This window comes from Pseudomonas sp. NIBRBAC000502773, assembly GCF_006517195.1.
Classification (GTDB): Bacteria; Pseudomonadota; Gammaproteobacteria; order Pseudomonadales; family Pseudomonadaceae; genus Aquipseudomonas; species Aquipseudomonas marginalis.
The window spans coordinates 2472788-2496886 of sequence record NZ_CP041189.1 but is presented as its reverse complement, the minus strand read 5'-3'; the positions used below and the strand labels follow the sequence as shown (position 1 = coordinate 2496886).

Below are 24099 nucleotides of genomic sequence, written 5' to 3'. Positions count from 1 at the left end.
CTGACAGGGATACAGGCAAGATAAAGGCCTGCAAGTCAGAACACAGGATGCTTACCGTGACCGAAGCTTTTGTTGTCGTTCAAACCGCCGAAGAAGCCGTGGATCGGCTGGCGGCCCTGCATGAGCGGGCTACCGGCGCGCTCAATCAAGCCCTCAAGCAATACCTCAAGGACCGCGTCGAACCCGACGCCGAACAACGCGCGCTGTTTCGCTACCCGGAACTGCGCCTGACTTACCACTGCCACGGCGAAGTCCCACAGACTACCCGGGCGTATGCCAAGGTCCAGTTACCTGGGACCTACAGCGTAACCGTCACGCATCCGGCGGCGTTCCGTAAGTATTTGCTGGAACAACTGGTGCCGCTGATGCACGACTTCACCGTGACCGTGGAAGTGGGCGTCAGCCAGCAGAACATTCCTTATCCGTACGTGGTGGAGCAGGGCGACGAACTGGCCGGCTCCGGTGTGACCGCCGCGACCTTGGCGCGCGTGTTCCCCAGCACCGACCTGTCGGCCGCCACCGACGGCATCGCCGATGGCCTGTACGACTGGGAAAACACCGACCCGCTGCCCCTGGCGCTGTTCGATGCGGCGCGCGTGGACTTTTCCCTGCGTCGGCTGGTGCATTACACCGGCAGCGACTGGCGCCATGTGCAGCCGTGGATCCTGCTGACCAACTACCACCGTTATGTCGACCAGTTCATCCTGCATGGCCTGGAACAACTGCGCAGCGACCCGCGTTTTATCCGCATGGTGCTGCCGGGCAACGTCATCATCGACAAGAGCATGGACCACGGCGAAGCCTCGGCGATTGCCGCCGGCGTAGTGTGGCACCGCTACCAGATGCCGGCCTATCACCTGCAGGCCAGCGATGGCCACGGCGTGACCCTGGTGAACATCGGTGTGGGCCCGTCCAACGCCAAGAACATCACCGACCACCTGGCGGTGCTGCGTCCGCATTGCTGGCTGATGATTGGCCACTGTGGCGGCCTGCGCCAATCCCAGACCATCGGCGACTACGTACTGGCCCACGCCTATATGCGCCGCGATGGGATTCTCGACCGGGTGGTACCGCCGAACATCCCGATCCCGGCCCTGGCCGAAGTGCAGATGGCCTTGCAGCAGGCGGCGGCGAATGTCACCGGTGAGAAAGGCGAAGAACTGAAAAAACGCCTGCGTACCGGCACCGTGCTGACCTACGACGACCGCAACTGGGAACTGCGCTGGGCCCAGGAACGGCCGTTGATCAACCTGTCCCGCGCCGTGGCGGTGGACATGGAAAGCGGCACCATCGCTGCTCAGGGCTACCGCTTGCGCGTACCGTACGGCACGTTGTTGTGTGTGTCGGACAAGCCACTGCACAGCGAGATCAAGCTGCCGGGCTCGGCCAACGCGTTCTACGAACGTGCGGTCAGCCAGCACTTGAAGATCGGCATCGAGGCGGTGGACCTGTTGCGCACCGAGCTCAACTCGTTGCACTCGCGCAAACTGCGCAGCTTCGACGAGCCGCCGTTCCGCTAAGCGGTTGGGATGGTCATTTAGCGGTCAGGCCACTAGCATTGTCGGTCCTGACCGTTAGATGCTCCTTTGCCATGTCCCGTCCCACCCGTTCCGATTCGCGCCGCCCTGGCGTGAAACCTCCGTATTCTGCCGCGCGCCGTGTTGCCAAGGCACCACCGGCCGAGCCGAAGTTGGTGCTGTTCAATAAACCTTTCGATGTGCTGACCCAGTTCAGCGACGAAGGCGGGCGCGCGACGCTCAAGGACTTTATCGACATCCCCGGCATCTACCCGGCAGGCCGCCTGGACCGTGACAGCGAAGGCCTGTTGCTGCTGACCAACGACGGCCAGTTGCAGGCGCGTATTGCCGACCCCAAGCACAAGCTGGCGAAAACCTACTGGGTGCAGGTGGAAGGCGAACCCACCGAAGCATTGCTGCAACGCCTGCGCGACGGCGTAGAGCTCAACGACGGCAAAACCTTGCCCGCCGAGGCCCGGCGTCTGGATGAGCCGGCGTTATGGCCACGCAACCCGCCGGTGCGCTTTCGCAAAAACCTACCGACGTACTGGCTTGAACTGGTGATTCGAGAGGGGCGTAACCGCCAGGTTCGGCGCATGACCGCCGCCGTGGGCCTGCCGACCTTGCGTCTGGTGCGAGTGCGTATCGGCGATTGGACAATCGACGGCCTGGACCAAGGCCAATGGAAGGAAGTACCCGCGCGTTTATAAAGCGCCGGACTCGATCAGGCCGATCACCACGCTCTTGATGATGAACGCGGCCACGCCCAGGCCCAGTACGAAAAACAGGATGAACGAACCAAAGCGCCCGGCCTTGGATTTCTTTGCCAGGTCCCAGACGATAAAGCCCATGAAAATGATCAGGATAGTGACCAGGCCGGTCATCATCCATTCTTCGAACAGGGCGGGGTCGATGTTGTTCATGGGCTCTTCCAACGGGACAGGCGGCAAGTATACGGCAGCGTCACAGGCGCAACATTGACCTGCGTCGGTGCGTCGCACGCAGACTTCACTGTTGAAACACAGGCCAAATGTGGGAGGGGGCTTGCCCCGGTACAAACCGGGGACATCGTTTACATTTCTAACCGGGGACATGGTTTACAGGCTAATACGCATGATCAGGAGGTAACTGATCATGCCCTGGAACCAAGAGTCCCCCATGAATCAAAGAATCAAGCTGGTAGCTGATTGGCTTTCTGGCAACTTCACCAAAAGCCAGTTGGCACGCCGCTTTGACGTTAGCCGACCTACCGTCGATAAGTGGATTGCCCGGCACGACGGCGATTTGAGGTCTTTATCCGAACTGTCCCGGCGACCTCACAACAGCCCAAATAAAACCGACGACGAGATTTTGGCCCGTGTAGTCGCGATGAAGGAGGCTCACGATAAATGGGGGCCGAAAAAGCTTCTCGAACTATTACGGCTGGAAGATCCCTGCGTCACCTGGCCCTCTCCAAGTACGGCCGGTCAATGGCTTGACCGACTTGGGCTCGTCAAAAAGCGGCGCTTCAAACGCCGACACAGCATTTCCCACGCACAAATGCGAAAGGCCGACGAACCTAACAAGACGTGGTGTGCTGACTACAAAGGGCAGTTCAAGATGCTTAATGCTCAGATGTGCTTCCCTTTGACCGTCACAGACCATGCGTCGCGGCTGATTTTAGCGTGTAGGGCCCATCCCAAGATCATGACCCAGCCCGTAAAACAGGCCTTTGAGAGGCTTTTTCAGGAGTACGGCATGCCGGAAGTTATCCGTTCAGACAACGGGGTACCGTTCGCCTCTCCTGGCCTGGCAAGAATATCCACACTGGCAGTTTGGTGGATTCGGCTGGGTATTTATCCCGAGCGAACCATGCCGGGAAGACCTGCCCAGAATGGTCGCCATGAACGAATGCACCGTAGCTTGAAACTTGAGTTGCCCTTAGGGAAAAACTTAGTCGAGCAGCAGCTTTTGCTGGAGCATTTCAGGCATGAGTTTAATTACGTACGCCCTCACGAAGCGCTCGGCATGAAAAGTCCGGGAGACTTGTATGTGCCGTCCACCCGAATTTATCCAGGATGCTTGCCCGATGTGGAATATCCGGCAGAAATGAAAGTTCGAAGCGTCAGGCAGGACGGATCGATCAAGTGGAACGGCAAGTTGGTATTTATCAGCGAGGCGCTGTCCGGGGAAAGGATAGGGCTCAAAGAAGCTGAAGATGATGCTTGGGATTTGTACCTGTGTGATTATCCCTTGGGGAGGCTTGGACGAGGTATGACCCGCGTCCAGGCCTCAAATGTGTAAACGATGTTCCCGGTTTCAGATGTAAACGATGTCTACGGTTCTACACCCCGATAGCGGTGTGTCAGGCTGTGTATCTGGTGACTGATACTCCATCGGGGGCAAGCCCCCTCCCACATTTGATCTTCATTGTTCATGAGATCAGGTGCGCAGGTGGGTCAGCGGCAATTCGGTGCTGTTGAGCACCTGGTTGAGCACAAAGCTCGAGCGCACGCTGGTCACGCCTTCGATCCGGGTGAGGTGGCCCAGCAGCAGTTTCTGATAGTGGTCCATGTCCGGCACCACCACTTTCAACTGATAGTCCGCATCCATCCCGGTGACCAGGCTGCATTCCAGCACCTGGGGCAGGGTGCGGATGGCCGCTTCGAAGTTCTCGAAACGCTCGGGGGTGTGGCGGTCCATGCCGATCAGCACATAGGCGGTGAGGCTCAGGCCGAGCATCTTGCGGTCGAGCAGGGCGACCTGGCGCGCGATGTAGCCGTCGTCCTCCAACTGCTTGACCCGGCGCGAGCAGGGCGAAGGCGACAGGCCGATACGCTCGGCCAACTCTTGGTTGGAGATCCTCGCGTCGCGCTGCAATTCCGCCAAAATACTCAGGTCGTATCGGTCAAGCTTGCTCATTGGGTTGGCCTTTGTCGTAACTATTGCGGTGAATTATCCATGAAGGGTTAAAAATTGCGCAAGCACTGTTTATTGACGCAATCTTCGCAATCATCTGTCCGGCGCTGGCCTGTATCGTTATCAACAGAATCACCGCCTGGACAACAGTCCACAGCAGCTCGCCCAATCAGGCGTGCTGCGGCCGCCACCCCAGCAGGGTCGAGCCGGCCTCCAGGCTGCACACTGTCCACAAGACGGCGTGAGGTGAGCCAACGTCAAAAGCGTTGAGCATGGACGAAGTTCTCAAGGGGTGGCCGACGGGTCACCCCTTTTCTTTTGCCTTAAGAAAATTGTTCTTGTGACTGATAACCTGTCTCAGAACCGGGCGAGGCTTTTCCAGTCTCATCTATGAGGCCGGACCTTCCAGGCCCTTATCCGCAGTGAGGAATAGCATGAAGCGCATCTGGCGTATGGCAGGTGTAGGTTTGCTGATGGTCACCGTCGGCACGCAAGTGATGGCCGACGAGCCGCGCCCTGAGGGTGGCGGCCAGCATGAAAGAGGGCCGGAGGGCGGTCGGCAAGGTCAAGGTAACGAACAACCGCGCCCGCAAAATAACCAACCGCGCCCGCAGCCCCAGAACAATCAACCCCGGCCGGAAAATAATCAGCCACGTCCACAGAACCCGCATTTTGATCGCGCCGAGCAATCGCCCCACGGTGGCGGGCAGTGGCAAGGTCGCCCGCAAGGTGCCGAACAGCCTCGGCCAGCCCCGCAGCCTGCGAACAACCTGCCGATCCAGAGTCGCCCCGATACCGTGCGCCAGACCCAGGAACCGCGTCAGGGTTACTACCGTGACATTCCTCGACGCAACGACGATAACCGCAATTGGGAGGCCGGCGGTCCAGGTTCGCGGCCTGGCTACAACGGGCATCCCAACGATAACCGCTGGCCAGGTCGCCCCGACGGCCATGGCAACGGCTGGGGGCCTGGCCCGCAGTATCGGCCTGGCTATGTCGTCGACCGCTTCCCCGACCGCAACTACCGGGTGCCGTACCGTGGCCAGGATTACTTCTTCTCCGGCGGCTACTGGTACCGCCCCCAAGGCCCGCGCTATGTGGTCGTGGCGCCGCCGTATGGCATCCGCGTGCATTACCTGCCGGACTATGCGCGCGAAGTGTGGGTAGGTGGCTCGCTGCTGTTCCTGGCCGCTGGCGCCTACTACGCCTACGAACAAAGCACCCAGCAATACGTGGTGGTGCAACCGCCGACGCAAGTGCCGGCACCGCAGCCAGCACCCCAAGGCAATGGCTATGACGTGGTGGCCTATCCCGCCAACGGGCAGTCACCGGCGCAAGTGCAGCAGGACGGCTACGACTGTTATCGCTGGGCAGTGCAACAAAGCGGCTTCGACCCGCAGGCGGTCACCTACGCCCCTGATCCGGCGGTGGTGCAAACCTACCGCCAGGCCCAGGGCAACTGCCTGAGCAGTCGCGGGTATCAGGTGCAGTACTAGGCCTTGGCGCCCGTGACCACTTCTCGCGGGTCGGCGTGCACCAGCACTTCGGCGCGCGGGTAGGCTGCGTGAATGGCATCGGCGGCCTGGTCGCTGATGCCGTGGGCCACTGACAGCGTCAACTCCCCCGGCAGTTCCAGGTGCAACTGCACGAACCAGTGGTTGCCGGAGATGCGCGTGCGCAGGTCATGGGCACCCAACACCCCCGGTACGCCTCGCGCCAGTTCCAGCATGTGCTGGCTGACGTCCGGCGGCAGTTCCTCGTCCATCAACACCGCAAAGCTTTCCCTGGCGATCTGGATCGCGCTCCACAAAATGTAGGCAGCGATGCCCAGGCCGAACCAGGCGTCGACCTGATGAAAGCCCATGCCCGCCAGCACCAGCGCCACCAGGATGCTGCCGTTGAGCAGCAGGTCCGAGCGGTAGTGCAACGAGTCTGCCCGCACGGCATTGGAGCCGGTTTCGCGCACAACCCGGTGTTGCAGCATCAGCAGCGCCACGGTCAGTACCAGGGAAAACACGATCACCCCGATGCTCAGCCACGGCGCGCCGACCGGTTCCGGATGCTGCAGGCGCTCGTAGGCCTGCAAGGCGATCAACACCGCACTGCCACCAATGAACAGCGCCTGGGCCATGCCCGCCAGCGACTCCGCCTTGCCATGGCCGTAACGGTGATCGTCATCGGCCGGGCGCAGGGCGTAATGCACCGCCAGCAGGTTCAGCAGCGAGGTCACGCCATCGAGCAGTGAGTCGGTCAACCCGGCGAGCATGCTCACCGAGCCGCTGAGCCACCAGGCAATCGCCTTGGTGACGATCAACGCACAGGCCACACCCACCGAGGCGCGGGTGGCCAGGCGCAACAGCCGGGCGTGTTCGGGACTGCTGGTCATAAGCGTTCCTTAGGCGGCGGGTTTCAGGCCCAGGGACGCGAGTTGTTGCACGCTGCCCTTGAACTGGATCATGCGTGGATCGTCCAGCGGCAGGGTGCGGCCGGTTTCCTTCTGGATGATGCTTTGCAGCTTGGCGTTGTCGACCTTGCCGTCGGCGCCGATGGCTTCGTGGAGTTTTTCCGGGTCAACCTGGGCAGTCTTGCCGGGTTCGAAATAGATCGCGCCCGTGGCGAAGTCGACGCCGAACGCGATCAGGCCAGGGATCACGTAGAACAGCAGGCCAACGGCATCGAGCACGGCAATGGTCGGGTCGATCTTGCCATCGATCTGGCCGCGGCGGTCGGGGTAGAAAATCGACCCGCAGGCGGTGAGTTGGCTCAGCAGGGTGACGGCGAGGACACCGCCGATGACACGGGAAGCGATACGCATGGAGACTCTCCTGAACACGGTTGATACGGGACTATATAGCACTGCCATTGAGACCAGCGTCGGCATCCGGCAGTTCGCCGTTATACTCGCCGCTCTGCTTTGGAGCCAGTATGAATTCGTTGCCGATCGATGATGTTTTACCCGCCCTGCGTGACGCCTTGGCGAATCGCCATGAAGCCGTGCTGGAAGCGCCGCCCGGCGCCGGTAAAACCACCCGCGTGCCCTTGGCCTTGTTGAATGAGCCCTGGCTGGCCGGGCAGACCATCCTGATGCTCGAACCCCGGCGCCTGGCCGCCCGCGCCGCCGCGGAACGCCTGGCCAGCGAACTGGGGGAGAAAGTCGGTGAAACCGTCGGCTATCGCATCCGTCTCGACAGCAAGGTCGGGCCCAACACGCGCATCGAAGTGGTCACCGAAGGCATCCTCACCCGTCGTTTGCAGGACGATCCGGCACTGGACGGTGTCGGCCTGCTGATCTTCGACGAATTCCACGAGCGCAGCCTCGACGCCGACCTGGCGCTGGCCCTGAGCCTGAACGGCCGCGACCTGTTTCGCGACGAGCAACCGCTGAAAATCCTGCTGATGTCCGCCACCCTCGAAGGCGAGCGCCTGGCCAGCCTGCTGGACGACGCGCCGATCCTGCGCAGCGAGGGGCGCATGTTCCCGGTGCAGATGCGCTGGGGGCGGCCGTACCAGGCCGGTGAATTTATCGAGCCGCGCGTGGTGCAAACCATCCTCGAAGCCCTGCATGACCAAACCGGCAGCGTGCTGGTGTTCCTGCCGGGCCAGGCGGAAATTCGCCGGGTCAATCAGCAACTGGCCGACGCCCTGGGGAATAGCCCTGACGTGTTGCTCTGCCCGCTGCATGGCGAGCTGGACCTCAACGCCCAGCGTGCGGCCATCGATCCGGCACCGGCCGGTAAACGCAAAGTGGTGCTCGCCACCAACATCGCCGAGACCAGCCTGACCATCAATGGCGTGCGTGTGGTGATCGATGCCGGGTTGGCGCGGGTGCCGCGTTTCGACCCCGGCAGCGGCATGACCCGCCTCGACACTCAGCGCATCTCCCGCGCCAGCGCCACCCAGCGCGCGGGCCGGGCCGGGCGCTTGGAGTCGGGGGTGTGTTATCGGTTGTGGTCCGAAGACCAGCATGAAGGGCTGGCCGCGTATGGCAGTGCGGAAATCCTCGCCGCCGACCTCGCCGGCCTGGCCTTGCAACTGGCGCGCTGGGGCGTCACGCCCGCGCAGCTCGTGTGGCTCGACGTGCCACCGACCGCCGCGTATGCCCAGGCCCAGGACTTGCTGGTGCGCCTCGGGGCGTTGAATGAAGAAAAACTCACGGCTCATGGTCAGAAGATGGCCGAGTTGCCGGCCCATCCACGCATCGCCCATTTACTGCTGCGCGGGCAGGACCTGGGGCTGGCGGCCACCGCCTGTGATGTCGCTGCACTGTTGGGCGAGCGCGATATTTTGCGCGGTGGTGGCGCGGATCTGCACAGCCGCCTGGCGCTGATGTCCGGCGAAGAGCGTGCGCGCGGTACTCAAGGCGGCGTGCAACGCGCCAAGCAACTGGCGCGGCAATACCGTGGCTATTTGAGAGGCCAGGCGACCCGGGCGGTGGCCGACCCCGACCACCCGCGCTGGCTCGGCGCCTTGCTGGCGCTGGCCTACCCGGACCGTGTCGCCCAGCAACGTCGCCCCGGCGGTGCCGAATATCGCCTGGCCAATGGCCGCGCGGCATTATTCGCCGAGGCCGACAGCCTGATGAAACAACCTTGGCTGGTGATCGCCGACCTCGGCAGCCGCCAGGGCCAGCGCGAAGAACGCATCTACCTCGCAGCAGATTTTGACCCGACGCTGTTCGACACGGTGCTCGCGGAACAAGTGCGCAACGTCGATCAACTGGACTGGGACGAGCGCGAAGGCGTGCTGCGCGCCGAACGCCAGCGCAAAGTCGGTGAACTGGTGCTCAGCCGCGAACCGCTCACCGGCCTCGACGAAGCCGCACGCAGCCAGGCGCTGGTCAACCTAGTGCGGCGCAAAGGCCTGGAGCTGCTGCCCTGGACCCCGGAGCTGCGCCAATGGCAATCCCGTGTCCTGCTGCTGCGCCAGTTGGACGCCGGCAACACCAGCGAATGGCCCGACGTCAGCGACAGCGCCTTGCTCGCCGGCCTGGAGCACTGGCTGATGCCCTACCTTGGCAAAGTCTCGCGGCTGAGTCACTTCGCCAACCTGGATATCTCCAGCTACCTGCACAACCTGCTGCCCTGGCCGCTGCCCCAGCGCCTGGACGAACTGGCACCGCAGCATGTGAAGGTGCCATCGGGTTCATCGGTGCGGTTGGACTACAGCGAACAGCCGCCGATCCTGGCGGTGCGCTTGCAGGAACTGTTCGGCCTGGCCGACACCCCGCGCATTGCCGGCGGGCGCCAGGTGGTGAAGTTGCACCTGCTGTCCCCGGCACGGCGGCCGGTGCAGGTGACCCAGGATCTGGCGAACTTCTGGCGCAGTACGTACGCCGAAGTGAAGAAGGATCTGAAGGGCAGGTATCCCAAGCATTACTGGCCGGATGATCCGCTGATAGCCGAGCCGACCGCGCGGATCAAACCCCGAAAGTAAGCGTGGCAGAGATTCAAATGTGGGAGGGGGCTTGCCCCCGATAGCGGTGTGTCAGCCAACAGATCCGGCAGCTGACACACTGCAATCGGGGGCAAGTCGAATCGTCGCACCGCCCCTCCCACATTAATCCTGTTGTGTGGGTTATTGCGCGGCGGGCAACAGGAAGCGCGCAATCACCGGCAGATGGTTGGAAATACGCAACGTATCCTCCTGCCTCACCTTCGCCTCCACCCGCTTGATTCGCGGGCTGTAGAACAGGTAATCGACGGTGCGATCCGGACCATCGAGGCTCGGGTCATTGGGGAAATACGTCAGCCATTTCTCACGATCAATCCCGCTGGATTGGCTGTTGCTCGGGATCATCGGGTACTTGTCCCACAGTAAATGCAGCTCACTGTCCGGCGAATACTGCCCGCGCTTACCTGCCTCCAAACGCAGGAATTGCCCCAGGGGCAGCAGGTTGAAATCCCCGCCGATCAGCCAGGGCGTGCCACGGCCTTCGAACTTGTCCAGCAGCTTCACCGTCGTTTGCACCTGCTCCTGCACCGCACTGCGCCCCGGCGCGTCGCCGTCCAGGCGTGTGTTGAGCACCGCCAGTTGGCCGCCATCGCTCAGGGGCAGGTAGGTCAGCAGCAAGGCCGGCTTGGGTTGGAACTGGCGGCTGAGGATGTTGGCGTCCGGGGCCGGCAATTGCAGGCGTTCGGCGTGTTCGATCTGGTAGCGGCTCAGGGTCGCCAGCTTGCGGCCGACGCTGCCGAAGATATGCCGGTCGGGCACGAAGTCGGCTTTCCAGTCGAAGGCCTGGGCGCTGCACGGGTAGAGGTCGACGAGGCGTTCCTGCAAAAGCGCCAGTTGGTCCTGATAGTGGGAAGGCTTGGCGTTTTCGTCGAGTTCCTGCAACAGCAGGATGTCGGGTTGTTCGTCGCGAATCACCCGTGCCACTTCGTCGAGGCTGGCGGCCATATCCTCTACGGTGGGGCGATCGTCCGGGCCGCTGCCGTCGGCAGTGTCGTACCAGAACACGTAGTTTTTGCCGGCCAGGTATTGCACGTTCCAGGTCATGACTTTGAGCGCCTGCCCGGGCAACAGGGTTGGCGCACGGGGCGCGACGCAGCTGACGGGCAGGGTTTCCTTGGCGGCGGGGCGCCAGGTCAGGCTGTAGATCAGGGCCGTCAGCAGGCCTGCGACGATCAGCAGGCCCAGCAGGGTGATGCGCAATAAACGGGTCATCGGCTCGGCTTATAGCGTTTCAGGAGTGGCGTGGAGCATATCACCGCGCGTCGGCATCGCCACCGATCAGCATGAATAAACGGAACAGCACCACGCTGGTGAACAGTTGCAGGAAGCTGTGGGCGCTGTCCATCAACAGCCCCAGCAGCGGCGCGGGGTTGGGATAGGCCGCGACGCTGGCGCCCTTGAGCAGCCACAGGGGCGTCATGACACACAGCAGGCACACCAGGATTCGCCAGAAATGCCCACGGGTCAGGCGCAGACTTTCCTTCATCGCCTCCAGCGCCGGCATGCCGCGCAATACCAGCAGGTACTCGGCGAACGCCAACACCACCATCAGCCACAGGCCCGGCAGGAAATACAGCGACAGGCCCAGCAAAATCAGGAGGGTACTCATGGCGGTCAGCAGGGCGAAGCGCGGCCACAGGGTCAGGGCCATGGCCCAGATGTCCTTGGTGCGCGGCGACTCGCCACGGGTGCGGGCGTCGAGAAACAGGATCAAGGCACCGGTGTACAGCGGGCACACCAGCAAACCCACCACCACGCTGTAGCCGGGGAACGCATCCGCGCCGAGCGTATGGTCGAGCAGCTGTTGCAACAGGGCTTCGAGGATCACCAATGGCAGGCACAACTGGACGATTGCGCCCAGGTTGCCTCGGGTAAAACGGAAGGAGTCGCGCAATACGTCTAACGGATTCATCGGGTTCATCGCAGGCCTGAAAGCAAGGGCAACACTTTAACCGATCATTGCCAGCGGTAAGCAAATGTAAACCTTGAGTAAAGACCATTGAAACAACTCGTAACACCCCCATAACGGTTAAGCACCTGGCCTGATCACAGGCGAGGCCACGATTTCTACCGGCAATCTAACGAGGTCGCCATGAACAGCGAAGAGCAAACCCTGATCGATGGACTGTTTTCACGGTTGCAGCAAGCCGAAACGGACTCAGCCCCGCGCGATGCGCAAGCAGAAGCGCGGATCAAGGAGCATATGACTCGCCAACCGGCCGCCGGGTACTACATGACCCAGTCGATCCTGGTGCAGGAACACGCGCTCAAGAGTCTCGACGCGCAGAACAAGCAACAGGCGCAGCAGATCCAGCAATTGCAGGATGAGTTGCAGCGGGCCAAGTCTGCGCAACCGGCCCCGGCGAGCGGCGGTGGTTTCCTGTCGAGCATCTTTGGCGGCGGTTCCCGTGACCCGCAACCGGCCCAGAGCGCTCCGGCCTCTTCCGGCGGCGGCTGGCGTGAACCGGCGCGGCCGTCCTTTGGCCAGCCAGCGCCGCAACAGAACTATCAGCAGCCGCCGCAACCGGCCGCCGCCCCCATTGGCAGCGGATTCCTCGGTGGGGCGATGAAAACCGCCGCGGGCGTGGCCGGTGGTGTGTTGCTGGCCGAAGGCATCAGCAGCCTGTTCAACCACAACTCGCAACAGCCGCAGGTGGTGGAAGAGATCATCCGTGAAGAGCCGGCGCCCGCCAGTGACAACGGCAACTGGGGCAACGACGACCAGAAGTTCGCCGGCAATGACAGCTGGGGCAGCGACAATGCCTCGGACAGCTTTGCCGACAGCGACTATTCCGACGATTCCTCTTCCTTCGGCGACGACGATTCCTTCGTCTGACCCTCCCGGCCCGGGGCGCTGAGCCGCCCCGGTCTGATTTTTCCCGGCAACCTTCTCGCGGCTGGCATACTGGCACCCTTTCCGGGCCCTGGCGCCTGGCTGTCATGGGGAAGTGCGGTGAAGAAAATTGCAGTGTTCGCCGATGTACAAAACCTCTACTACACCGTACGCCAGGCCTATGGTTGCCATTTCAACTACGCCGCCCTGTGGGCTGATATCAGCTCGCGTGGGCAGATCGTCGAGGCCTATGCGTATGCCATCGACCGCGGTGACAGCAAGCAGCAGCAGTTCCAGCAGATCCTGCGCAACCTGGGGTTCACGGTAAAGCTCAAGCCGTATATCCAGCGCAGCGACGGCTCGGCCAAGGGCGACTGGGATGTGGGCATCACCATCGACATCATGGACGCCGCCGACCACGTCGACGAAATTGTGCTGGCCTCGGGTGACGGCGACTTCGACATGCTGCTCGACCGCATCATCCACAAGCACGGCGTCGACGCCGTGGCCTACGGCGTACCGGGGCTGACGGCCAACTCATTGATACGTGCCGCCAGCCGCTACGTGCCGATCGAAGGCGCGTTGCTGCTCAAATAAGCACAGCGGCTCACTAAATAAAGCGTTAGACGGAGTTGGAACAGGTTTGGAACGTATAGCGGTCATCGACTTTGAAACCACCGGCATCACCCCGAGCAGCCACTGCCGGGCCACGGAAATCGCGGTGGTTATCCTCGAACGCGGCCAGATCGTGGACCGCTACCAGAGCCTGATGAACGCCGGTGTGCGCGTGCCCGGTTTTATCGAGCAACTCACCGGCATCAGCAACGCCATGCTGCGCAGCGCCCCGCCGGCCGAGCGGGTGATGAACGAAGTCAACGAATTCGTCGGCACCACGCCGCTGATGGCGCACAACGCCGCGTTCGACCAGAAGTTCTGGGATTTCGAACTCGGCCTGATCCGCCGCACCCGCCTGCAAAAATTCGCCTGCTCCCTGCTGCTGGCCCGCCGCCTGATGCCGGCTGCGCCCAACCACAAGCTCGGAACCCTCAACGCCTACGCGAAACTGCCCCACACCGGCCAGGCCCACCGCGCGCTGGCGGATGCGGAAATGGCCGCGAACCTCACGGCGCACCTGGCCCAGGAACTGCGGCGTACCCATGGCTTGCGCGAACTGTCCCACGACCTGCTGTGCACCCTGCAGAAAGTGCCGGCGGCGAAGATCAATGAGCATTTGAAGAAACATCGCGGGTTCTGACAGAACAACGCCGTTCAAAAAAATGTGGGAGGGGGCTTGCTCCCGATGGCGGCGGTAGGGCCTATCTGCAAGTCAGGGAATAAACGCCATCACCGAGGCTGGTGATCCCGAACCGCCTTCCAGTCCCAGTACACCTATCACTAACGTGGCGCCCTTGGCCGGAAGCCGGTCGAGGTGGGTCAGGCATTCCAGCACAATCCCGTTTCCCGCCAACACGGCATGGTTTGTCGCGAAGGCGGTGCTTTGCCCTGGATCGACCCCGTGGGTATCAATGCCAACCCCGGCAATCTGGCGCTGTTCGAGTAAAAACCGAATCGCCGCTTCACCAATCCCAGGGAAGTGTGAGCCTTGCGCGTCCTGCCCAAAAAACGCTATCGGGTCGTTCCAGAGGTGTTGCCAGCCGGTGTACATCAGCACCACCGAGCCAGGTTCGATAAGCCCGTGCTGACGTTCCCACGCTTCAATATCCAGTGGGCTGATTTCGTAATCTGGATTGCTCTGGGTTTTACCGTGCACATCGATCACTACAGCGGGTCGCACCAAGTCTTCGGGTTGATAACCATCAATCCCCATCCCGTCGGCATAAAAACTGTTCGGCGCATTCATGTGCGTGGCGCTGTGTTCACCCATGCTGAAACGCCTTAGGAAATAGCCGTCCTTATCCCGTGACGCGACCTCTTCAAACGTCACCGGCGGGTCCCCCAGCCACAGCGGAATACGCGGGGTGATCGGGTGGCTGAGGCTGAAGACCTTGCTGTGCTTATCCACCATTTTTGCCCTCCAACTGCCCCAACGGCACCCGCCGCTCTATCGCGCTCGACAAAATAATCGAGGTCTTGCTGAACCCGAACTTCGCCAGCCGATTGATCAAGTTCTCCAACTCCGGCATCGAGCCCACCGCCGCTTGCATGATCACGCACGGATCGCCCGTCACCCGGTGGCACTCGGTCAGTTCCGGGATTTCGGCCAGTGCGTCATACACTTTCTGGCTGCCATGGTTGGTCAGCCTCAGCTCGATCACGCATTGAATCGGCAGGCCCACTTTCGATAGATCCACCTTGGCCTGGTACCCGGTGATCACCCCGCTGGCTTCCAGCTTGGCCACGCGTTCGGCCACGGCGGGGGCGGAGAGGTTTACCGTGCGGGCCAGTTGCGCGTAGGAGGCGCGGCCGTCTTCGAGCAGGGCGCTGAGGAGCATGCGGTCGTATTTGTCCATGATAAGGCTCTACTCGGGGATGGCTTTCGAAAACACGATTTATAGCCATCATAACCATGTTTTGGAAAGTGTATTGGCGGTTTAAACAGGTTTTGTAACTTATGTTTAACGACCTGTCTTTTTAGAATAAGCCTCTCTTATCTCTGCCTTCGAGCCGCCCAATGCCTGGCACACGTCGCTTTCCCTTACCGTTGATCGCCGCTTTTTTTGCTCTGTATGTCATCTGGGGGTCCACCTACTTGGTGATTCGCATCGGCGTGGACTACTGGCCGCCGTTGCTGCTGGCGGGGATTCGATTCTGCACAGCGGGTGCGCTGATGTATGGCTACCTCAGATGGCGCGGGGTGCCAGCGCCGACGTGGCCACAATGGAAGGCCGCCGGGATGATCGGCATTTTGCTGCTCACCTTCGGTAATGGCGGCGTCACGTTGGCCGAACATGCGGGCGTGTCGTCCGGTGTGGCTGCCCTGGCGGTGGCGACCGTGCCGCTGTTCACCTTGCTGTGCGGGTTTTTCTGGGGGGCGCGCAATACGCGGCTGGAATGGGCCGGTGTGATCCTGGGGATTGTCGGCATCGCCATGCTCAACATGGGCAGCACCCTGCAATCGAGCCCGGTGGGCGCCGCCTTGTTGTTGTTCGCGGCGGCATCGTGGGCATTCGGGTCCGTGTGGAGTCGGCAGTTGCCGCTGCCCCAGGGCGCGATGGCCAGCGCTGCGGAAATGCTGGTGGCGGGCGTGACATTGTTGATCGGCAGCGCGCTTTCCGGTGAGCACCTGCAGGCCATGCCGCCGCTGGAGGGGTGGCTGGCGCTGGCCTACCTGACGGTGTTCGGCTCGATCATCGCCTTCAACGCCTATATGTACCTGCTCAAGCACGTACGCCCGGCAGCTGCGACCAGCTATGCCTACGTCAACCCCGCCGTCGCAGTCTTGCTGGGGATTGTGTTCATCGGCGAGACCATCGGTGTGGAAGAGGCCCTGGCCATGCTGGTGATTATCAGCGCCGTGCTGTTGATCAGCCTGCCCCAGTGGCGAAAGCCCAAGCCGGAAATAAGGTAAACTGCCGCGCATTACGCCCTTGCGCTGAATTTTTCCTACGGTAACTACATGACTTTCGCCACACTTGGCCTGATCGAACCCTTGCTGCGCGCCCTTGAGACGCTCGGCTACCAGACCCCGACGCCGGTGCAGGCGCAAGCCATTCCGGCGGTGCTCGCCGGTCGCGACCTGATGGCCGCGGCCCAGACCGGCACCGGCAAGACCGCCGGTTTCGCCGTGCCGCTGCTGCAACTGCTGACCATGGAAGGGCCGAAAGTCGCCGCCAACTCGGCGCGCGCGCTGATCCTGTGCCCGACCCGCGAGCTGGCCGAGCAGGTTCACGCCAGCGTTGCCGAATACGCCCAGCACCTGCCGCTCACCACCTACGCGGTGTACGGCGGCGTGAGCATCAACCCGCAGATGATGAAGCTGCGCAAGGGCGTCGACATCCTGGTCGCCACGCCGGGCCGCCTGATCGACCTGTTCCGCCAGAACGCGCTGAAACTCAACCAGCTGCAAACCCTGGTGCTGGACGAAGCCGACCGCATGCTCGACCTGGGCTTCTCCGAAGAACTGGCGAACATCTATCGCATGCTGCCGAAAAAGCGCCAGACGTTACTGTTCTCCGCGACCTTCTCCGATGACATTCGCCTGCTGGCCGGGCAGATGCTCAACGACCCGCTGAGCATCGAAGTCAGCCCGCGTAACGTCGCCGCCAACACCGTCAAGCAATGGGTAGTACCGGTGGACAAGAAGCGCAAGGCGGAGCTGTTTGTGCACCTGATGCGCAAAGGCCGCTGGAAGCAGGTGCTGGTGTTCGCCAAGACCCGTAACGGCGTGGATGCGCTGGTGGATAAGTTGCAGGGCCTGGGCATCAATGCCGATGGCATCCATGGCGACAAGCCGCAAGCCACTCGCCAGCGTGCGCTGGACCGTTTCAAGTCGAGCGAAGTGCAGATCCTGGTGGCCACTGACGTCGCCGCCCGTGGCCTGGACATTGAAGACTTGCCGCTGGTGATCAACTTCGACCTGCCGATCGTGGCCGAAGACTACATCCACCGCATCGGCCGGACCGGTCGCGCAGGCAACACCGGTGAGGCGATTTCCCTGGTGTGTGCCGATGAAGTCAACATGCTGTCGGCCATCGAGATGCTGACCCGCCAGACCTTGACCCGCAAGATGGAACAGGACTTCGAGCCGGAACACCGCGTGCCGGATACCGATGCCAGCGGTCAGGTGGTGAAGAAGCCGAAAAAACCGAAGAAGCCCAAGGTGTCCGGTGGTGGCGGTGGTAAGCGCAACCTCGGCAAGTGGGTGGACAGTGGTGACGTGGCGCCGGTGGAGCCTTCGATCAAGCCGGTGCGCAAGGTGCCGGTGTTTAATACCGGGCCGCGTAAGAAGAAGTGATTTTGCGGGGTGGCTGATGGCCTAATCGGGGGCAAGCCCCCTCCCACATTTTTGATCTGTGAATACATTCAAACTGTGGGAGGGGGCTTGCCCCCGATGGCGGCTTTGAATCCACCGCAGATCTCAGCGGTTGAGCCACTCCAACATCCCCCGCCCAGCCGCTCTGCCACTGGCAAAACATCCCGTCAGCAAATACCCGCCGGTCGGCGCTTCCCAGTCCAGCATCTCCCCCGCACAAAACACCCCCGGCAATTGCTTGAGCATCAGCCGCTCATCCAACGCTTCAAAGGGCACGCCGCCTGCGGTGCTGATGGCTTCATCCATCGGCCGTGTCTTCACCACTGTCAGCGGCAACGCCTTGATAGCCACCGCCAATTGCGCCGGGTCACTGAAGTGTTCGGCGAGTGCCAACTCGCGCAACAGCGCCGCCTTGACCCCATCCAAACTCAATTGGCTGTGCAAATGCTTGCTCATCGAGCGCGAACCTCGCGGCTTGGTCAAGGCGGCCTGGACCTTGTCCAATGGCTTGCTCGGCAGCAAATCGATATGCACCGTCGCCGAGCCATTACGGTTGATCGCCTCACGAATCGGCGCCGACAGCGCGTAGATCAAACTGCCCTCGATACCGGTGGCGGTGATCACGCATTCGCCGAGTCGCGGCTTGTCATCCCCCAGCCCAATGGCGACGTTTTTCAGCGGTGCGCCGGCGAATCTGCTGACCATCAAGTCGCTCCAGGCCGACACCTCGAAGCCGCAATTGCTGGGTTGCAGGGCCACGTAAGGCACGCCTTTATCCTCCAGCAGCTTGAGCCAGGCGCCGTCGGAACCCAGGCGCGACCAACTGCCGCCGCCCAAGGCCAAGAGCACGGCATCGCTGTGGACAACTTTTTCGCCGTCCGGGCTGTGGATAAGTAAATCACCCTCGGCATTCCAGCCCACCCAACGGTGCCGGGTGTGGATAACCACGCCCTGGTCGCGCAGGCGTTTAAGCCAGGCACGTAATAGCGGGGCGGCTTTCATATCGGTAGGAAATACGCGACCGGAGGTGCCGACAAAGGTTTGGATACCCAGGCCATGAATCCATTCGCACAACGCTTCGGCACCAAACCCACGCAGCAACGGTGCTATTTGCGGGGCTCGCTCGGCGTAGCGCGACAGGAACGCCGGGTACGCTTCGGAATGGGTGATGTTCATGCCGCCCACGCCCGCCAGCAGGAACTTGCGCCCCACCGACGGCATGCCGTCGTACAGGTCTACCCGCACCCCGGCCAGGCTCAAGACTTCGGCGGCCATCAGCCCGGCAGGGCCGCCGCCGATGATGGTGACGTGTCGAGAGGAAATATCGGACATGGGCAGGGCTACGATCGCGGAAATAAGCCGGGCATTCTACCCGAGGCGCGCGGCGCTGACTGATCAAAAAATGTACAGCTTCCTACAGGCTAGACAGCTACGGGCTCTTAGACGCTTACGCTCAAGTTATCCACAGGCCGTTCCACAGGCATTGTGGGTAACGCCCACACTTCAATGACACCCTGATGACGTCCACACCCGCTGCGCGCTGTGGTGCAGGATGCCGTGGCGGCGGGCCAGGGCGGGGCGATCCTTGCTGTAGCCGCCACCGATCACGCCCATCACCGGGATATCGCGGCCCAGGCAATGGCGCATCACGCTTTCATCGCGGGCGGCCACGCCTGCGTCTGTCAGCTTGAGGTAACCGAGGGCGTCATCCTTGTGCACATCGACGCCGGCGTCGTACAGCACCAGGTCCGGCCGGTAGAGCGGCAGCAGGTAGTTGAGGGCGTCGTCCACCACCGTGAGGTAGTCGGCATCGCCCATGCCCATGGGCAGCGGGATGTCCCAATCGCTCTGGGCTTTGCGCGCAGGGAAGTTCTTTTCGCAGTGCAGGGACACGGTGATCGCCTCCGGCGTGTCGTGGAGGATGCGCGCAGTGCCGTCGCCCTGGTGCACGTCGCAGTCGAAGATCAGCACGCGGTTGACCCGGCCGCTGGCCAGCAGGTAATGGCTGATCACCGCCAGGTCATTGAAGATGCAAAAGCCCGCCGGGTAGTCGTAGTGGGCGTGGTGGGTACCGCCCGCCAGGTGGCAGGCCAGGCCATGTTCCAGCGCCTGCTCCGCCGCCAGGATCGAGCCGCCGACCGCGCGCACGGTGCGCCGGGCCAGGGCTTCGCTCCAGGGCAGGCCAAGACGCCGTTGGTCTTCGCGGGACAACTCGCCGCTCATGTAGCGTTCGATATACCCAGGTTCATGGGCGAGGGCCAGAATCTCCGCCGGGCACAGCGACGGGCGCAGCAATTGGCTGTCTTCGGTCAGGCCGCTGGCCACCAGGTGGTCACGCAGCAGGCGGAACTTGTCCATGGGGAACCGGTGGTCTGCCGGGAACTCAGGGCTGTAGTCATCGTGGTAGATCAATGGCAAAGGCATGGGATTTTCTGACGGGGATCTGCGAAGGATCTTAACAGCGCTGTACACTCACGCACATGGCAAGGGGAGGGGACCCATGGAGGAGATATTGCAATTGGAAAGCGCGCGCCTGGTCATGCGCCAATGGCGTGATGCCGACCTGACGGAATTTGCGCGCATGTGCGCCGACCCGCAGGTGATGCGCTATTTCCCGGCCAGATTGAGCCACCTGGAAAGTGCCGCCCTGATCGGCCGGATTCGCGGCCACTTCGCCGAATACGGTTTTGGCCAGTGGGCGCTGCAACGCAAGGATACCGGTGAGTTCATCGGCCTGACCGGGTTGCAGAACGTCAGCTTCGAAGCGGGCTTTACCCCGGCGGTGGAAATCTGCTGGCGCCTGGCCCGTGAGCATTGGGGCCTGGGTTATGCCAGCGAGGCGGCTTGGACCGCGCTGCGCTGTGGTTTCGACCGTTTGCAGTTGGACGAAATCGTCGCTTTCACCACTCAAGCCAATCTGCCATCACAAAAAGTCATGCAGGCCATCGGTATGCATTACGATCCCCAGGCAGATTTTGCACACCCCAAGGTCGCAGCCGATGACCCGCTGCGCCCCCACGTTTTGTACCGCATCACCCGCGCCCAATGGTTGGACACGCTGCACGGATAAGCAGCCCGGAATGCCCTATCGATTGTTGTAGGAGTTGCTCTATGAGCCAAGTATTGGAAGATCTGGTGGACTTGCTGACCCTGGAGCCGATCGAGGAAAACCTCTTTCGCGGCCGCAGCCAGGACCTGGGTTTTCGCCAACTGTTCGGTGGCCAGGTGCTCGGCCAGTCGCTGTCGGCCGCCAGCCAGACCGTCGAAGAAGCGCGGCATGTGCATTCCCTGCATGGCTATTTCCTGCGCCCCGGCGATGCGAAGTTGCCGGTGGTGTACTCGGTGGACCGTGTACGCGATGGCGGCAGTTTCAGCACGCGCCGCGTGACGGCGATCCAGAAGGGCCACCCGATCTTCACCTGCAGCGCTTCGTTCCAGTACGACGAGGCCGGCTTCGAGCACCAGACCACCATGCCCGTGGTGGTCGGCCCGGAAAACCTGCCGTCGGAGCTGGAGCTGACCCAGCAGCGCGCGCACCTGATCCCCGAGCATATGCGCGACAAGCTGCTGTGCCCCAAGCCCATCGAAGTGCGCCCGGTCACCGAAAAAGACCCGTTCAACCCGCAGCCGTCCGACCCGGTCAAATACGTGTGGTTTCGCGCCGATGGTGCCCTGGCGGATACGCCGGCGCTGCACAAATACCTGCTGGCCTACGCCTCGGACTTCGGCCTGCTGACCACCTCGTTGCTGCCCCACGGCAAGACCGTATGGCAGAAAGACATGCAGGTCGCCAGCCTCGACCACGCGTTGTGGTTCCACGCCGACCTGCGTGCCGATGACTGGTTGCTGTACGCCATGGACAGCCCATGGGCCGGCAATTCCCGTGGGTTCTCCCGCGGCAGCGTGTACAACCGCGCCGGGCAACTGGTGGCGTCGGTGACCCAGGAAGGCTTGATTCGCCATCGCAAGGATTGGGCATGAGCCTGACGGACGTTAAGCACTGGGTGTTCGACATGGACGGCACCCTGACGGTGGCGGTGCATGACTTTGCGGCGATTCGCGTGGCCCTGGATATTCCCCCCGAGGACGACATCCTTACTCACCTTGCCGCATTACCGGCGGACATTGCAGCGGCCAAGCACGCCTGGTTGCTGGAACATGAGCGCGAGCTGGCGCTGGGCTCCGTCGCGGCGGACGGTGCGGTGGAACTGGTGCGCGAGCTGGCCGGGCGCGGTTATCGCCTGGGCATTTTGACCCGCAATGCGCGGGAGTTGGCGCATATCACCCTGGAGGCGATCGGCCTGGCGGACTGCTTTGCCGTGGACGACGTGCTGGGGCGCGACGATGCGCCGCCCAAGCCGGATCCGGGTGGGTTATTGAAATTGGCGGCGGCGTGGGATGTATCGCCGAGCGAGATGGTGATGGTCGGCGATTACCGTTTTGACCTGGACTGCGGCCGGGCGGCAGGGGCGCGGACGGTGTTGGTCAACCTGCCGGAGAACCCGTGGCCGGAGCTGGCGGATTGGCATGCTGCAGACTGCGCTGCATTGCGCCGGATGATCCAGCTCCCACATTTTGAGACTGTTTCGTCAGGTATTACTGAGTGAACAGTACCTTCTGGCCCTCGGGCGACGTAAACATCCCATCCCCGTCATGCCCCACCCCCGGCACTTCCACCAGCGTCTGGCGCAACTGCGGATGGCGCTGCTTGAGGTAGTCAAAGTAGTTGTGCCCACGAATCAGCCGATACGCGCCCTGGGTCTCGGCTTCGCAGCTTTTATCCAGCGCCGGGTGGTTCGGGTCGGTGTCCTGCTGGCCCAGCAGGTAAGTGATGGTGCGTGATACGTAGGCTTGTTCCAGCTGCTCGGCGCTTTGGCCGTTGGCGTAGGCCGGCAGGTGCTGCATGCCGTACTTCCAGGTGTTGAAGCCCGGGCAACTGGCGGTCTCGAACGTCACCGGCCGCTGTGGGCTGAAGTAGGCATAGGACGAGGGGTTGGCCACCACATAACGCAAGCGGATGCCCTCGTTTTGCAGGGCCGGGTGCGCGTGGCCGGTGAGGGCGAAGCGCTGCACCACCTGGCCACCGCCGGAGTGACCTGCGACCACGATTTCCTTCAGCGCCGGGAACAGCGTGCGGTTGCCCAGGTGCTTGACGATCTGGTCGAGGGCGCCGAAAGAGCTGATCTGGCCGGGGCCGGTGGAGGCATCGCCGGCCATCCAGTCATTGCCCTTCCAGCGCAGCAACTGATTGCCCAGATGGTTGCGCTTGACGTCGGCCCCATTGAGAAACTGCGGCGCGATTACCAATGTGGTGGGGCCAACGCCTGCGTGTTCGGCGGCATCCATTCCGCTTTGCAGGTAGGTCTGCGCATTACGCAGGCGCCCGTGCACGATGATCAACGCGCGGGTGACGTCGGGCAGTGGCTGGCGCCAGTCCTGGCTCAGGCCGAGGCTGAGATCGCCTGCCTCCAGATGAAAACGCTCGGGGCTGACCACCTTGACGCCCTGCTCGGCGGCCCAGGCGGATGACGAGATGAGCAACAGGCCCAACAGCAGTCCCAATCGTTGATTCATTTATAGGCTCTTGGCAGCGAACGTGTCGCATTGAGTGATCTGGCCCTGGGCGAAGCCGGTCTTGAACCAGCGCACCCGCTGTGCCGAGGTGCCGTGGGTAAAGGAGTCCGGCACCACGCGGCCCTGGCCCTGTTGCTGCAAACGGTCATCGCCGATGGCGTTGGCGGCGTTCAGTGCTTCTTCGATGTCGCCAGGCTCCAGCCAGTTCAGGCGCTTTTGCGCACGGTTGGCCCACACACCGGCGAAGCAGTCGGCTTGCAGCTCCTGGCGCACCAGCAGGCCACCATCACCTTGCATCTGTCGGCCTTGCTGGCGTGCGGCCTGGATCTTCGACGAAATGCCGAGCAATGTTTGTACGTGGTGCCCGACTTCGTGGGCGATCACATAGGCCTGGGCGAAATCGCCGGCCGCCTGGAAGCGTTGGGACATTTCCCGGAAGAAATCCAGGTCCAGATAGACCTGCTGATCAGCCGGGCAATAGAACGGGCCGCTGGCCGAGGTGGCGCCACCGCAGGCGGAATTGACCCGGCCACGGAACAGAATCAGCTTCGGGTTCTTGTAGGCCAGGCCGTTTTCCTGGAACACCTGGCCCCAGGTGTCTTCGGTATCGCCCAGCACCGCGCGTACGAAGTCGGCCTGCTCATCGTTGGCCGGCGGTGCCTGGCGTGACTGCGTGCTCACCGAGGGCGCCTGTTCCATCTGGCCGGTCAACTGGCCGAGGATCTGCATCGGGTCCTGGCCGGTCAGCCAGCCGATGCCGACGATCAGCACAATCGCGGTCAGGCTCAGGCCCTTACCGCCACCAAAGCGCATCCCGCCACCGCCGCCACTGTCATCGCGTGCATCCACCACGTTGTCGCTGCGTCGGCCTTTTTTCCATAGCATGGGGCAAT

25 protein-coding genes are annotated in these 24099 nt (G+C 62.4%); 13 read left to right on the top strand and 12 right to left on the bottom strand.

Annotated features, from left to right (window positions below):
- The first annotated feature begins 47 nt into the window (after positions 1-47).
- On the top strand, positions 48-1520 hold the full coding sequence (gene amn / locus NIBR502773_RS11460) for an AMP nucleosidase (RefSeq protein WP_024077553.1): 1473 nt from the start codon (positions 48-50) through the stop codon (positions 1518-1520).
- 71 nt (positions 1521-1591) lie between these two features.
- On the top strand, positions 1592-2227 hold the full coding sequence (locus NIBR502773_RS11455) for a pseudouridine synthase (RefSeq protein WP_141156086.1): 636 nt from the start codon (positions 1592-1594) through the stop codon (positions 2225-2227).
- Here the strand turns inward: NIBR502773_RS11455 and NIBR502773_RS11450 are convergent.
- The gene (locus tag NIBR502773_RS11450) at positions 2222-2431 is read right to left on the bottom strand and encodes a DUF2788 domain-containing protein (RefSeq protein WP_025999909.1); all 210 of its coding nucleotides are present in this window, start codon (positions 2429-2431) and stop codon (positions 2222-2224) included. The genes NIBR502773_RS11455 and NIBR502773_RS11450 overlap by 6 nt on opposite strands.
- A gap of 220 nt (positions 2432-2651) precedes the next feature.
- Here NIBR502773_RS11450 and NIBR502773_RS11445 point away from each other — a divergent pair, with 220 nt between their 5' ends.
- Entirely contained in the window at positions 2652-3800 is a 1149-nt protein-coding gene (locus NIBR502773_RS11445; RefSeq protein WP_141156085.1) for an integrase core domain-containing protein, read from the top strand.
- A 138-nt stretch (positions 3801-3938) separates the two neighbouring features.
- Here the strand turns inward: NIBR502773_RS11445 and NIBR502773_RS11440 are convergent, their stop codons facing one another.
- Positions 3939-4418 carry an Lrp/AsnC family transcriptional regulator gene (locus NIBR502773_RS11440; protein ID WP_003194418.1) on the bottom strand — a complete coding sequence of 160 codons (480 nt, stop codon included), beginning with the start codon at positions 4416-4418 and terminating at the stop codon, positions 3939-3941.
- Between the two features lie 431 nt (positions 4419-4849).
- On the opposite strand from NIBR502773_RS11440, the gene NIBR502773_RS11435 reads away from it, so the two are divergent.
- A complete protein-coding gene (locus tag NIBR502773_RS11435) occupies positions 4850-5911 on the top strand; it encodes a DUF6515 family protein (RefSeq protein ID WP_141156084.1) in 1062 nt (353 codons plus the stop codon).
- On the opposite strand, the gene NIBR502773_RS11430 is transcribed toward NIBR502773_RS11435, so the two are convergent.
- Together NIBR502773_RS11430 and NIBR502773_RS11425 are read right to left on the bottom strand one after the other, a co-directional pair.
- Positions 5908-6801 carry a cation diffusion facilitator family transporter gene (locus tag NIBR502773_RS11430; protein WP_065938350.1) on the bottom strand — a complete coding sequence of 298 codons (894 nt, stop codon included), beginning with the start codon at positions 6799-6801 and terminating at the stop codon, positions 5908-5910. The two genes, NIBR502773_RS11435 and NIBR502773_RS11430, sit on opposite strands and share 4 nt — an antisense overlap.
- Before the next feature lie 9 nt (positions 6802-6810).
- Positions 6811-7230 carry a polyribonucleotide nucleotidyltransferase gene (locus tag NIBR502773_RS11425; protein WP_115487529.1) on the bottom strand — a complete coding sequence of 140 codons (420 nt, stop codon included), beginning with the start codon at positions 7228-7230 and terminating at the stop codon, positions 6811-6813.
- 110 nt (positions 7231-7340) lie between these two features.
- On the opposite strand from NIBR502773_RS11425, the gene hrpB reads away from it, so the two are divergent.
- A complete protein-coding gene (gene hrpB, locus NIBR502773_RS11420; RefSeq protein WP_141156083.1) occupies positions 7341-9848 on the top strand; it encodes an ATP-dependent helicase HrpB in 2508 nt (835 codons plus the stop codon).
- A gap of 141 nt (positions 9849-9989) precedes the next feature.
- Here hrpB and NIBR502773_RS11415 read toward each other — a convergent pair whose 3' ends face one another.
- Positions 9990-11078 carry an endonuclease/exonuclease/phosphatase family protein gene (locus NIBR502773_RS11415; protein ID WP_141156082.1) on the bottom strand — a complete coding sequence of 363 codons (1089 nt, stop codon included), beginning with the start codon at positions 11076-11078 and terminating at the stop codon, positions 9990-9992.
- Between the two features lie 40 nt (positions 11079-11118).
- Entirely contained in the window at positions 11119-11778 is a 660-nt protein-coding gene (locus NIBR502773_RS11410) for a YciC family protein (RefSeq protein WP_141156081.1), read from the bottom strand.
- 180 nt (positions 11779-11958) lie between these two features.
- On the opposite strand from NIBR502773_RS11410, the gene NIBR502773_RS11405 reads away from it, so the two are divergent.
- The 3 genes from NIBR502773_RS11405 to NIBR502773_RS11395 all read left to right on the top strand — a co-directional run bounded on the left by NIBR502773_RS11405 (position 11959) and on the right by NIBR502773_RS11395 (position 13954).
- Positions 11959-12702: a DUF2076 domain-containing protein gene (locus tag NIBR502773_RS11405; RefSeq protein WP_141156080.1), complete on the top strand. Its 744-nt coding sequence runs from the start codon at positions 11959-11961 to the stop codon at positions 12700-12702.
- Positions 12703-12819: 117 nt separating this feature from the next.
- A complete protein-coding gene (locus NIBR502773_RS11400) occupies positions 12820-13296 on the top strand; it encodes an NYN domain-containing protein (protein WP_065938345.1) in 477 nt (158 codons plus the stop codon).
- Positions 13297-13342: 46 nt separating this feature from the next.
- A complete protein-coding gene (locus NIBR502773_RS11395; RefSeq protein ID WP_065924992.1) occupies positions 13343-13954 on the top strand; it encodes a PolC-type DNA polymerase III in 612 nt (203 codons plus the stop codon).
- 72 nt (positions 13955-14026) lie between these two features.
- Here the strand turns inward: NIBR502773_RS11395 and NIBR502773_RS11390 are convergent, their stop codons facing one another.
- Together NIBR502773_RS11390 and NIBR502773_RS11385 are read right to left on the bottom strand one after the other, a co-directional pair.
- Positions 14027-14725, bottom strand: a complete 699-nt coding sequence (locus NIBR502773_RS11390; protein WP_141156079.1) for a cyclase family protein — start codon at positions 14723-14725, stop codon at positions 14027-14029.
- On the bottom strand, positions 14715-15170 hold the full coding sequence (locus NIBR502773_RS11385) for an Lrp/AsnC family transcriptional regulator (RefSeq protein WP_141156078.1): 456 nt from the start codon (positions 15168-15170) through the stop codon (positions 14715-14717). Before NIBR502773_RS11385 ends, NIBR502773_RS11390 begins: the two co-directional genes overlap by 11 nt.
- Before the next feature lie 161 nt (positions 15171-15331).
- Between NIBR502773_RS11385 and yedA the strand changes: the two genes are divergently transcribed.
- Positions 15332-16228, top strand: a complete 897-nt coding sequence (gene yedA / locus NIBR502773_RS11380) for a drug/metabolite exporter YedA (RefSeq protein ID WP_115487534.1) — start codon at positions 15332-15334, stop codon at positions 16226-16228.
- Positions 16229-16276: 48 nt separating this feature from the next.
- A complete protein-coding gene (locus NIBR502773_RS11375; RefSeq protein ID WP_141156077.1) occupies positions 16277-17614 on the top strand; it encodes a DEAD/DEAH box helicase in 1338 nt (445 codons plus the stop codon).
- 123 nt (positions 17615-17737) lie between these two features.
- Here NIBR502773_RS11375 and NIBR502773_RS11370 read toward each other — a convergent pair whose 3' ends face one another.
- Positions 17738-18964, bottom strand: coding sequence for a TIGR03862 family flavoprotein (locus tag NIBR502773_RS11370; protein WP_141156076.1), 1227 nt, complete (start codon positions 18962-18964; stop codon positions 17738-17740).
- Between the two features lie 171 nt (positions 18965-19135).
- The gene (locus NIBR502773_RS11365) at positions 19136-20056 is read right to left on the bottom strand and encodes a histone deacetylase (RefSeq protein WP_141156075.1); all 921 of its coding nucleotides are present in this window, start codon (positions 20054-20056) and stop codon (positions 19136-19138) included.
- A 76-nt stretch (positions 20057-20132) separates the two neighbouring features.
- Between NIBR502773_RS11365 and NIBR502773_RS11360 the strand changes: the two genes are divergently transcribed.
- The 3 genes from NIBR502773_RS11360 to NIBR502773_RS11350 are packed head-to-tail and all read left to right on the top strand — an operon-like array spanning position 20133 to position 22239.
- Positions 20133-20702, top strand: a complete 570-nt coding sequence (locus NIBR502773_RS11360) for a GNAT family N-acetyltransferase (protein ID WP_141156074.1) — start codon at positions 20133-20135, stop codon at positions 20700-20702.
- Positions 20703-20743: 41 nt separating this feature from the next.
- Complete coding sequence (tesB, locus tag NIBR502773_RS11355) at positions 20744-21613, top strand: acyl-CoA thioesterase II (RefSeq protein WP_027605282.1); 870 nt, start codon at positions 20744-20746, stop codon at positions 21611-21613.
- The gene (locus NIBR502773_RS11350; protein ID WP_141156073.1) at positions 21610-22239 is read left to right on the top strand and encodes an HAD family hydrolase; all 630 of its coding nucleotides are present in this window, start codon (positions 21610-21612) and stop codon (positions 22237-22239) included. Before tesB ends, NIBR502773_RS11350 begins: the two co-directional genes overlap by 4 nt.
- Here NIBR502773_RS11350 and NIBR502773_RS11345 read toward each other — a convergent pair.
- Complete coding sequence (locus NIBR502773_RS11345) at positions 22229-23206, bottom strand: alpha/beta hydrolase (protein WP_141156072.1); 978 nt, start codon at positions 23204-23206, stop codon at positions 22229-22231. The genes NIBR502773_RS11350 and NIBR502773_RS11345 overlap by 11 nt on opposite strands.
- On the bottom strand, positions 23207-24091 hold the full coding sequence (locus NIBR502773_RS11340) for a neutral zinc metallopeptidase (RefSeq protein ID WP_092488487.1): 885 nt from the start codon (positions 24089-24091) through the stop codon (positions 23207-23209). It lies immediately after the preceding gene.
- Between the last annotated feature and the right edge of the window lie 8 nt (positions 24092-24099).